The 11906-nt window shown below is 36.0% G+C and carries 10 protein-coding genes; 2 read left to right on the plus strand and 8 right to left on the minus strand.

The window, feature by feature from the left end; translation table 11 throughout:
- Nucleotides 1–398: 398 nt before the first annotated feature.
- The 8 genes from J2Z40_RS18185 to dnaA all read right to left on the minus strand — a co-directional run bounded on the left by J2Z40_RS18185 (nucleotide 399) and on the right by dnaA (nucleotide 10632).
- Nucleotides 399–1490 (minus strand): HD-GYP domain-containing protein, encoded by a 1092-nt coding sequence (locus J2Z40_RS18185; protein ID WP_066398894.1) that lies wholly within the window; start codon nucleotides 1488–1490, stop codon nucleotides 399–401.
- Between the two features lie 95 nt (nucleotides 1491–1585).
- A complete protein-coding gene (gene gyrA / locus J2Z40_RS18190; protein ID WP_066398891.1) occupies nucleotides 1586–4105 on the minus strand; it encodes a DNA gyrase subunit A in 2520 nt (839 codons plus the stop codon).
- Nucleotides 4106–4189: 84 nt separating this feature from the next.
- Nucleotides 4190–6112, minus strand: a complete 1923-nt coding sequence (gene gyrB, locus J2Z40_RS18195) for a DNA topoisomerase (ATP-hydrolyzing) subunit B (protein ID WP_066398888.1) — start codon at nucleotides 6110–6112, stop codon at nucleotides 4190–4192.
- Nucleotides 6113–6197: 85 nt separating this feature from the next.
- Nucleotides 6198–6446, minus strand: a complete 249-nt coding sequence (gene remB, locus J2Z40_RS18200) for an extracellular matrix regulator RemB (RefSeq protein WP_066398885.1) — start codon at nucleotides 6444–6446, stop codon at nucleotides 6198–6200.
- Between the two features lie 9 nt (nucleotides 6447–6455).
- The gene (gene recF / locus J2Z40_RS18205) at nucleotides 6456–7574 is read right to left on the minus strand and encodes a DNA replication/repair protein RecF (RefSeq protein WP_066398883.1); all 1119 of its coding nucleotides are present in this window, start codon (nucleotides 7572–7574) and stop codon (nucleotides 6456–6458) included.
- A gap of 61 nt (nucleotides 7575–7635) precedes the next feature.
- Nucleotides 7636–7845 carry a S4 domain-containing protein YaaA gene (gene yaaA, locus J2Z40_RS18210; RefSeq protein WP_066398882.1) on the minus strand — a complete coding sequence of 70 codons (210 nt, stop codon included), beginning with the start codon at nucleotides 7843–7845 and terminating at the stop codon, nucleotides 7636–7638.
- A gap of 135 nt (nucleotides 7846–7980) precedes the next feature.
- Nucleotides 7981–9117 (minus strand): DNA polymerase III subunit beta, encoded by a 1137-nt coding sequence (gene dnaN / locus J2Z40_RS18215; protein ID WP_066398881.1) that lies wholly within the window; start codon nucleotides 9115–9117, stop codon nucleotides 7981–7983.
- 168 nt (nucleotides 9118–9285) lie between these two features.
- On the minus strand, nucleotides 9286–10632 hold the full coding sequence (gene dnaA / locus J2Z40_RS18220; protein ID WP_066398880.1) for a chromosomal replication initiator protein DnaA: 1347 nt from the start codon (nucleotides 10630–10632) through the stop codon (nucleotides 9286–9288).
- A gap of 650 nt (nucleotides 10633–11282) precedes the next feature.
- On the opposite strand from dnaA, the gene rpmH reads away from it, so the two are divergent.
- The gene (gene rpmH / locus J2Z40_RS18225; protein ID WP_083953986.1) at nucleotides 11283–11417 is read left to right on the plus strand and encodes a 50S ribosomal protein L34; all 135 of its coding nucleotides are present in this window, start codon (nucleotides 11283–11285) and stop codon (nucleotides 11415–11417) included.
- A 51-nt stretch (nucleotides 11418–11468) separates the two neighbouring features.
- Nucleotides 11469–11810: a ribonuclease P protein component gene (gene rnpA / locus J2Z40_RS18230; RefSeq protein ID WP_066399650.1), complete on the plus strand. Its 342-nt coding sequence runs from the start codon at nucleotides 11469–11471 to the stop codon at nucleotides 11808–11810.
- Nucleotides 11811–11906: the final 96 nt, after the last annotated feature.

An 11906-nucleotide genomic window follows, 5' to 3' on the forward strand; every position in this document is an offset into this window, starting at 1 on the left:
ATCAAACTCTCCAATAAAGAGTTGATTAGCTCTAAAATAAAAAATAAGTTTAAACGTTGACGTTTTTTGTTCGTTCAGTTTTCAAAGAGCAATTTGTTGTTTGCTAGAATAACTCATTAAACAACTTAATTAGTATATCGTTTATTTCGTATGTAGTCAAGAGTTTTTTTATTTACTTGATAAAGTAAATATCATTCCCTTGCTGACTTGAATTATTATATCAGCCTAATAAATAAAATACAAGTGCCTTTTTAAAAAAAGATCAAATGTTTATCAGATATAATAAATATAGCCTGCTTCGCTCCTTATTATATACAGTTTGATCGTTTATTTATAAAAAACAAGGGAATGATTAGATAGTCTAAACGAAAGATTAACAATCAATTCCCACACATATTCTATTTAATCACTTCATCAATAAATAATTGACGATTTCTCAATAAATGAATCATTTCACCTGTTTCTTTTATTTTCACTAATGGCCTCGTAGGTGAACTTTCTTCTATAAAGAGAATTTCAGCTATACGATCATCAGATAGCTTTACTGTTCCACCAATTGAAAATGTCATAATAGCTGATCCAATTGCCTGTATTGCTGTAATATCATATTTTCCAAACATATCCTCAAGCATCATTTCTAATACTTTAAAAGGGGATTGTTTTCTTCGGTATAGCCGATTACATGACATCGCATGAAACGTGTCAGCTGCCCCAATAATTTTAGCAATAATATTAATTTTATTATTTTTATCACCTAAAGGATATCCGCTTCCATCTAATCTTTCATGATGCTGCAATATTCCTATTTTAGTACTATCCTTTAGAAGTGATATATTCTGAACCATTTTATAGGAATAAGTCGTATGTCTTTTTATTTCATCAAATTCTTGTTTCGTTAATGTCGACTTTTTATTTAAAATTGTCGGTTTTACTTTAGCCATTCCCGCATCTGACAAACTGCCGCCAATGGCAAGCTGGATAATATCCCCCTTGCTCATTTTTAATTTTTTTCCTATAAATGCACTGATTACCCCCACAGCAACAGCATGTTGAAAAATATACTCCTCCTGTGTTGAAAGGTGATGAAGTGAAAATATTTCCGAAGGGTTTTTTTCTGATTTTTCTATAAGAGGAATCATAATATTTCTTATTTTTGAAATATCAATCGCTAGACCTGATTGCCAATTCTTAAATTCTCTTTTGTACTCCTGAACACTCATTAAAAAGTGATTTTCTAAACTTGAGTCATCTAAATTTATTCCATATGATTGTCCACTTTCACTATCATCCAAAGTTTCAATTGGATTAAAGGGAGTGCCATTGATCATTAATTTGTCAATTGTCACTTCTTTAATTAAAAAGGCTTTTAATATTTCTATCAAATCATTTGTTACAATGGTCTTTTTACTAATAATCGGGCGATTAGTTAAGCTAAATATATCTTCAGTAATAATACAGCCTTCTTTAAGCTCATTTGCTTTCACACGCATATTTTACACCTCAAATATCTCGAGTCTCCATTACCATTCTACTCCATAATACGAAAAAAGAGGAACACAAAATTGTGCTCCCCTTCGGATTCTTCTTATTCTTCTTCACTTGTGCCTTGATCTTCTTGAAGTAATTCAGCATTTTCAAGTGGTTTTGTTAATTCTTCATCAGACTTTTCATCATCTTTTTCTACCTTCGCAACGGTAGCAACAAATTCATTTTGTGTTTCATCTAAGCGAATCAGTCTGACACCTTGAGTGTTTCGGCCCATCGTAGAGATATCATTGACAGCCATACGGATTAGTACACCGCCAGTTGTAATCAACATTAAGTCTTCTTCTCCAGTTACAGCTCGCATTGATACAAGATGTCCATTCTTCTCTGTTATATTACATGTTTTGATTCCTTTTCCGCCTCTTCCTTGAATACGGTATTCTTCAGAAGGCGTACGCTTGCCATACCCGTTTTTTGTAACAATTAAGATTTGCGAATGATCTTCAAGCACTTCCATTCCCACAACCTCATCATTTCCGTTCAGCGTAATTCCTTTTACCCCTGTTGCAGTACGCCCCATTGAACGGACATCGGTTTCTGGGAATCGAATAAGCATTCCATTGCTTGTGCCAATTATGATTTCCTTATTCCCATCTGTTAAACGGACAGAAATTAATTCATCATCTTCTCTTAAATTCAATGCAATTAACCCATTATTTCTAATATGGGCAAATGAACTTAATGGCGAACGCTTGGATATTCCCTGTCTAGTTGTAAAGAATAAGAACCAATCATCAACAAAATCCTCTACTGGAATAATCGCATTAACCCATTCGTCCTTATCAACGCCTAGGAGATTAATAATTGGGATCCCTTTAGCCGTTCTGCTAAATTCAGGAATTTCGTATCCCTTCGCGCGATACACCTTTCCTTTATTCGTAAAGAAGAGGATTGTATCATGGGTACAAGTTGTTATTAGATGTTCAACAAAATCATCTTCATTCGTTCCCATTCCTTGAATGCCTCGTCCGCCACGTTTTTGCGCACGATAAGTTGAAACTGGCAATCGTTTTACATACCCTTTATGTGTTAATGTAATCACAATATTTTCACGAGGGATTAAGTCTTCATCCTCAATTTGTTCAATTCCACCCGTAACAATTTCTGTACGACGTTTGTCATTGAATCTTTCCTTAATTTCATTTAGCTCATCGCCAATGATTTCAAGGATCTTTGCCTCATCCGCTAAAATAGCTTTTAACTCGGCAATTAGCTTAACTAAGCTTGCATATTCATCCTCAATTTTATCCCGTTCCAAGCCTGTTAAGCGTTGAAGACGCATATCGAGAATTGCCTGCGCTTGTTTATCAGAAAGATTAAATTTTTCCATTAATCCTTCTCTAGCTATATCCGTTGTTTGTGATCCACGGATAAGTGCAATCACTTCGTCTAAATGATCGAGAGCGATACGTAATCCTTCTAGAATATGAGCACGTGCCTCAGCTTTTCTTAATTCAAACTCTGTTCTACGGCGAATAACAATCTTTTGATGGTTAAGGTAATACACTAAGCATTGCTTTAAATTTAAAACCTTAGGTTCTCCATCAACTAAAGCAAGCAAGTTGATCCCGAAGGTCGTTTGCATCGCCGTTTGCTTATATAAATTATTTAATAATACATTTGCGTTCGCATCTCTTCGAACCTCAATAACGATTCGCATGCCATCACGATCGGATTCGTCTCGAAGATCAGTAATCCCGTCAATTTTTTTCTCTCGAACAAGTTCTGCAATTCTTTCAATTAGCTTTGCTTTATTCACTTGATACGGAATTTCATTGACAATAATTACTTCTTTTCCATTTGCCTTTTGCTCAATTTCTACTTTTGCCCTTAATGTGATCGAGCCCTTTCCTGTTTCATATGCTTTACGGATCCCGCTGCGCCCTAAAATAATTCCTGCAGTTGGGAAATCTGGTCCAGGAATGATTTCCATTAATTCTTGAATGGTAATTTCAGGGTCCTGACTTATCGCCAACACGCCATCAATCACTTCGCCAAGCTGGTGAGGTGGAATATTTGTCGCCATACCAACTGCAATTCCTGATGTACCATTAACTAATAAATTCGGGAATCTTGATGGAAGGACAACCGGCTCTCTTTCTTCCCCATCATAGTTATCTTGGTAATCAATCGTGTCTTTATTTATATCCCTTAGAAGTTCCATAGAGATTTTAGACATTCTTGCTTCTGTATAACGCATTGCCGCTGCAGAATCTCCATCAACAGAACCAAAGTTTCCATGCCCATCAACAAGCATATAGCGGTAATTAAAATCTTGTGCCATTCTTACCATTGTTTCATAAACAGCTGAGTCACCATGAGGATGGTACTTACCAATAACATCCCCAACAATACGTGCTGATTTCTTAAATGGTTTATCTGAATGCATACCAAGGTCATGCATCGCATACAATATCCGACGATGAACAGGCTTTAGTCCATCCCGTACATCCGGCAAAGCACGAGAAACAATAACACTCATCGCATAGTCAAGAAAAGATGAACGCATTTCCTTGCTTATATTAATTTCTTTTACTTGAGATCTTGGAGTTTCGGCCATTTTAAAGAACCTCCCTTTTAAGTGATTTTTCACTTTTCTATGTAAAACCAGGATAGAAAAATTGTATCTATCCTGGAAATCTAATTATATATCTAGATTCTTTACATATAATGCATTTTCTTCTATGAACTGGCGACGTGGTTCCACCTTATCACCCATTAAAATTTCAAACGTTTCATCTGCCTCTATCGCATCTTCTAAATTTACTTGAAGAAGTGTTCTTGACTCAGGATTCATCGTTGTTTCCCATAGCTGCCCAGGATTCATTTCTCCTAACCCTTTATACCGCTGTACATTTGGTTTTGACTGACCTGTGAATCCACTCATAATTTCTTTCAGTTGAGTATCGCTATATGCATACTCAATCTTTTTGCCTTGCTGAACTTTATATAATGGCGGCTGTGCAATATAAATATAGCCTGCCTCAATAATCTTTCTCATATATCTGTAGAAGAAGGTTAATAATAATGTTCGAATATGTGCACCATCAACGTCAGCATCTGTCATGATGACGATTTTGTGATACCTTGCTTTAGAAATGTCGAACTCTTCACCAATCCCTGTTCCTGCAGCGGTAATCATTGCACGAACCTCATTATTTGAAAGAATTCGATCCAATCGTGCCTTCTCAACATTTAGTATTTTTCCTCTCAATGGAAGAATGGCTTGGAAATGACGGTCACGCCCTTGTTTCGCAGATCCGCCTGCTGAATCACCCTCAACGATATATAGCTCAGAGATTGAAGCATCTTTTGAAGAACAATCTGCTAACTTCCCTGGTAAACTAGAAACTTCTAGCGCACTCTTTCTTCTCGTTAACTCCCGAGCCTTCTTTGCTGCTAGCCTTGCACGAGCAGCCATAAGCCCTTTATCTACTATCTTTCTAGCTACTGTCGGATTCTCTAGCAGAAATTTCTCTAGTGTTTCTGAAAAAATAGTATCAGTAATTGCTCGAACTTCAGAGTTTCCAAGCTTGGTTTTTGTCTGCCCTTCAAATTGTGGATCTGGATGCTTAATTGATACAATAGCAGTCAAACCTTCTCGTACATCCTCACCTGAAAGATTGGCATCATTCTCTTTAAAAATATTGCTTTTCCTAGCATAATCATTTATTACTCTTGTTAAAGCTGTTTTAAATCCAACTTCATGTGATCCACCTTCATACGTATTGATGTTGTTAGCGAATGAATGGATATTCCCAGTAAAGCCGTCATTATATTGCATGGAAACTTCAACAGTTATTCCATCACGCTCTCCCTCAATATAAATCGGTTCTTCATGAATCACATCTTTTGAACGATTCAAATGCTCTACATATGATTTGATTCCGCCCTCATACATATATTCATTTCTTTTATTTTCTTCACGTTTATCTTCAATGGAAATCGTTAATCCACGATTTAAAAAAGCTAGCTCACGAATCCGATTTGCAAGAGTATCGTAATCATACTCTAAAGTTTCAGTAAAGATTTCAGGATCTGGAACGAAGTGAATCGTTGTCCCTGTACGGTCTGTTTCGCCAATTACCTTTAGATCGGCACAAGGAACACCACGCTCAAACTTAATATAGTGAATTTTCCCATCAAGATGGACATACACTTCTAATTCAGTAGAAAGCGCATTAACTACAGAAGCCCCAACTCCATGAAGTCCACCCGAAACCTTATATCCGCCGCCGCCGAACTTTCCTCCTGCGTGAAGGACAGTCATAATTACTTCAACAGCTGGGCGACCTACTTTTTCCTGAATGCCAACTGGAATTCCCCGCCCATTATCAATGACCGTAATACTATTATCCTTTTCGATGCACACATTAATCTCTGAACAATATCCGGCTAATGCTTCGTCAATACTATTGTCAACGATTTCCCATACAAGATGGTGGAGACCTTTCGCACTAGTAGAACCAATATACATCCCAGGTCGCTTTCTTACAGCTTCGAGACCTTCTAGTACTTGTATCTGATTCGCATCATAGGATTGTTCCTGCACAGCCTTTTGCTCCATTGACACATCGATCACCTACACTTTCGTTTTGCGTAACTTTAATAATATAAAAAGAAATCTATATTGAAATTAGCTCATCAATCTTTTAATAATCATGAATCGCTAACTTTTGTGAACGTTTTTTTAATGTTCCTGAAGCTAGTGGAGAAAAATAGATTTCCTTTGAAGTAATGACAATTGATTTAAATGATCCTTTGGACAGATTGATGATTGATTGCTTCCGGCATTCTAAAAACTCCTCTACATATTTAGAAGAGTTCACACTGGCCTTATCCAAAATAGCAATAATATCCTTTGACCGAACCAAAATATCTTCTCCGACATGGATATACAAACGCTCACCTCATTGAATCTTAGTTATTTCTCCAGTTTTCACATGAAAGGCAGCTGCTTCTTTTAAGGTTTGATGATCAATGCCATCAACACTCGTTGTCGTTACAAAGGTTTGGACCTTCCCTTGTATCGTATTAAGCAGATGAGACTGTCGATAATCATCAAGTTCAGATAAAACATCATCTAGAAGAAGAAGAGGATATTCTCCCATTTCTGAATGAATCAATTCGATTTCCGCCAGCTTTACAGATAATGCAGTTGTTCTTTGCTGGCCTTGTGAACCAAATGTTTGTACATCACGTCCATTTACAAAAAAAAGGAGATCATCCCGATGTGGGCCGAACATGGTTGTACCTCGTTCGATTTCTCTATTTTTTATTTTAGCAAATTTTTCCTCATATATATTTATCATTTTCGACAACTCTTGCTCATCTGATACATCTGCTGATGGCTTGTACTCTATTTTCAATGTTTCCAAGCCTCTTGATATACCTTGATGAATCGGCACTGCCCATTTTTCGAGCAATTGTAAAAATGCAAATCGCTTAGAAATAATTTTGACAGCCATTTGAATAAACTGCTCAGTCAAAATTTCAAGCATCGTATGGTCCGTTACTTTCTTTATTTGCAGCTGCTTTAAATAATGATTGCGTTGCCGCAAAATCTTTTGATATTGACTCATATCATGTAAATAGATGGGTGATACTTGGCCAATCTCCATATCAATAAATCGACGTCTTACTTGTGGACTGCCTTTTACTAGATCGAGATCTTCCGGTGCAAACATAACAACATTCATATTCCCTACATATTGGCTTAATCGTTGCTGCTCAATATGATTGCACTTTGCCTTTTTCCCTTTTTTTGAAATAACTAATTGCATTGGCAAGGATCCATGATTTTTTTGAACCCGTCCTTCTATTTTAGCATACTCTTGATCCCAGCGAATAAGATCTTTATCATTTGACGTACGATGTGATTTAGCCATCGCTAATACATAGATGGATTCCATCACATTTGTTTTCCCTTGAGCATTCTCACCTAAAATTACGTTCACTTTATTTTCAAAGTGTACTTCTAATTGTTCATAGTTCCGATAATTATTCAAAAGCAACTGCTCTATATGCATCGACGTTACATCCTTTTAGCTTTTTAAAGCTTCGGCCAATCGCCACTTTTGGTTATAAAAATTAAATAATTTCAAAGGAACCAAAGCTGATAATTTCAATTTTGTCGCCTACTCGCAGCTTTCTGCCTCTTCTTTGATCTTGTTCCCCATTGATAAATACTTCATATTCACCGAGAAACCATTTCGCCATCCCACCAGTCTGGATAACATCCGCCGCTTTTAAAAACTGACCCAATGTAATAAAGTCTGTTTCAATTTTAATTTCCGTCATCTCTTCACTCTTTCTAAAAAAGTTCTAATACTTTATTTTACTAAATAAATAATGAATATTCAAAGCTAAGCTTACAAAAACCGAAAAGCTACCAGCAAAATGGGTGGTAGCTTAACTTTTCATATCGAGCTGCTTTTAATATGTTCTTACAGGTAGGATCAGCTGAAGGATGGAGTTGTCATTGATTGGGCGGATAACAAATGGCCTCATTGCTCCTGTAAAACTAATTGTGATTTCTGATCCCTCTAATGTTTTTAGCGCATCCATCATAAATTTCGCACTAAAGGAAATTTTTATTTCCTCTCCCTCAATGGACTGACTTTGAATTTCTTCTACTACATTTCCAACTTCAGGCGTATTTGAAGAAATCTCAATTACTCCGCCTTCAATCGTTGTAAATTTAACGACATTATTTCTTCCTTCTCTTGCTAACAATGATGCACGATCAATCGCATGCAAGAAATCCTTCGTATCCACAACTATATTTGTTTTGCTGTCTGCTGGAATTAATTTTGAAGTATCCGGATAATTCCCCTCTAATAATCTTGAGAAAAACAATAAATTTTTCGCCTTAAATAATACTTGATTTTCCGTTATAACTATATCAATTAATTCATGGGTATCATCTAGAATTTTACTTAATTCTCCTAAACTCTTCCCAGGAATGACCACATTATAATTAGCATCTGCACCTGTCTCAATTCTTGCTTTTCTCAAGGCTAATCGATGACTATCTGTTGCAACACAGGTTAGTTCATTGTTTTCCACTTTCCAGTTTACACCTGTCAAGATGGGGCGTGTTTCTGAGGTGGACACTGAGAAAATCGTTTGTCTAATCATTGCTTTTAGTAGATCGGTTGGGACTTTGAAAATATTTTCTTCTGTAATTTGTGGCAAATGAGGATATTCTTCAGCATCTAAACCAATAAGTTTGAATTCAGATTTACCTGATCGAATCACAGTTTGAAATTGATTTTCTACATGAATTTCTACCGTATCCGTCGGTAATTTCTTAACAATTTCACTAAAGAATTTAGCTTGGAGAACAATCGCTCCAGCTTCTTTAATTTCTGCAATTTCATCTCCAGCTTCTTCTTTAGGAATAAATGATTCTATTGATATATCTGAATCACTTCCCGTTAATGTGACTCCATCTGTAGTTGCCTCAATTTTAATACCTGTTAAGATCGGAATCGTTGTTCTGCTCGTAACAGCTTTCATTACATCTTGAACACTTTGTACTAAACGATCCCGCTGGATTATAAATCTCATTGGTTAATCCTCCGCTTTAATTTTTTTATAAGTATATATTTTTCTTTTAAAAAATAATAGAAGTACTAGTAGGGCCTGTTAGTATGTGGATAACCCTATTTTTGGAATGGAAACACAGTCTATCCACATGTGGACAGACTGTGAGTAAAGTAAGACAAGTTATACACATTATACTTTTAAGATTTCGTGGATTTCTTGTAATTGTTTCTGAAATTGGGTATCTGTTTGGATAAGCTTTGAGATTTTTTCATGCGCATGGATAACAGTCGTATGGTCTCTTCCTCCAAATTCTTCTCCAATTTTCGGAAGAGAAAAGTCTGTTAACTCTCTAGAGAGATACATGGCAATTTGTCTAGGGAAGGCAATGGACTTTGTTCTTTTCTTCGCCTTGAAATCTTCTAGTTTGATATTATAATGCTCCCCAACGACTCGTTGGATATCGAGAATCGTAATGACCTTTGGCTTTGAGCTTGGAATTATATCCTTCAGTGCTTCCGCTGCCAAATCCGCATTAATGTCCTTATTAATTAGAGAAGAATAGGCTACCACTCGTATGAGCGCACCTTCTAATTCACGAATGTTTGAATCAATTTGATTGGCTATATAGAGCATTACTTCATTTGGAATATCTAATCCTTCTGCTTTTGCCTTTTTGCGGAGAATAGCAATTCTTGTCTCAAGATCTGGAGGGGTAATATCAGTAATTAATCCCCATTCAAATCGAGAGCGGAGTCGATCCTCAAGTGTTGGAATTTCTTTTGGTGGCCGGTCACTTGAGATAACAATTTGCTTACTTTCCTCATGCAATGTGTTAAATGTATGGAAAAATTCTTCTTGTGTTGATTCTTTTCCAGCTAAAAACTGAATATCATCAATTAAAAGGACATCAACTTTTCGATACTTATTTCGGAAATCAATTGCTTTATTGTCACGAATTGAATTAATAAATTCATTTGTAAATTTCTCAGACGATAAGTAGACAACCTTTGCAGATGGATTGTGGTCAAGAACATAATGACCAATTGCATGCATAAGATGTGTTTTCCCAAGCCCGACTCCACCATAAATAAACAAGGGATTATAGGCTTTAGCTGGAGCCTCAGCAACAGCTAAAGAAGCAGCATGTGCGAAACGGTTGCCTGAGCCAATAACAAAGGTATCAAATGTATTCTTTTGATTAAGCATAATTGAAGGTATTTCTGGCTGTTCTTCCTCTTTTTTCTCCTTTTTATGGGAGGGAGGGAATTTCATATCATTATCTGTTTGATTTTGTGGAATAATAAATTTTACCCCTAATTCTTCGCCTGTAATTTCATAGACAATTTTAGAGATCAGTTTGGAGTACCGTTCTTCAAGCCAATCACGAGCAAAATCATTTGGTACTGTAATGACTAGCGTATCTCCTTGAAGGGAATGTGCTTTAGTCGATTTAAGCCAAGTTTCATAACTTGGTTTGCTGATTTTTTTTTCAATTTTTGCAAGAGCAGTATTCCATAGATCCGTTATATTCTCCAACCATTGCCCCTCCTTTACGTCTATTTGTCGTTGAATGCCTTTAAATTCCGCACCATAAAATAAGGTTATACAAAATGTACAACCTATATTAGCTACCCTTTATTTTTTATATGTGGAAAAATATATAATAAGGAAGAGAAGTTGGATTTCGACAATATCCCCTACCTGTGGACAACGTTTTACAAGTACGTAGATTAAACTGTCCACAACATATCCACAGTTTGTGGATAACAGATTTATACACATTATTTTATTCAGAGTGAAAACACATTTATGATAACAGATAATCCTAACAGGTGCAACGGTTTTTAAGATATTATCCACAAGCATAACATGCTGGGTATAAAAATTGTCCACAATACATTTATATGTGAAAAAGCTGTCAATATGTGCTGTGGATAATGAAAAAACTGTCGAAAATTTATCCACAAGCATAAAGGCGGTGGTTTATTGGAGAAATTTACTTTATAAAAATGTAAATTTTTAAGTGACAGAAAGATAAAAAGGAGTTAAACTCTTTTAGTGGATCTTTTTATGATCCTACTTGAATAGATAAATTAACTTGCGTATGAGTTGACAATTTTCTACTAGCTTCTTTATAATAGTTAAGACTGTCTTTAGCAGCTATTCCTCAGGGGAGGTGTCATATAATGAAAAGAACTTTTCAACCAAGTAAGCGTAAAAGAAGTAAAGTTCACGGATTCCGTAGTCGTATGAGTACGCCGAACGGACGTAATGTCCTAGCTCGTCGTCGTCGTAAAGGAAGAAAAGTATTATCTGCTTAGGCCACTGAAATGTCAGTGGTCTTTTTTTCCATAAAGGTGGTGTTGATGACAATGAAAAAAGAGTACAGAGTTAAGAAGAATACAGATTTTCAAGCGGCTTTTAAAAAGGGGAAGTCATTTGCAAATCGCCAATTCGTTGTCTATTCACTGAAAAAGCCAGAACAGAAGCATTTTCGAATCGGCCTTTCTGTTAGTAAGAAGCTTGGAAATGCAGTCATGAGAAATCAAATTAAGCGATATATTCGCCAGGCCTTTCTTGAAATGGAGAATGAAATACAAAATGAGTATGATTATATCATTATTGCTAGGAAGCCTGTGACTGAAATGGGCTTGCAAGAAATAAAAAAGAGCCTCACACATGTATTAAAACTATCGAAGGTTTTGAAAGCATAAATGTGTTGAAGCTAGATCATTCTCTACAATAAAAAATATACTCACTTATCTTAATAGGCGATAATGGGAATAGTTATTTTTAGACGGAGATTTAAT

Origin of the sequence: Cytobacillus eiseniae (assembly GCF_017874625.1) — a bacterium.
Classification (GTDB): domain Bacteria; phylum Bacillota; class Bacilli; order Bacillales; family Cytobacillaceae; genus Cytobacillus; species Cytobacillus eiseniae.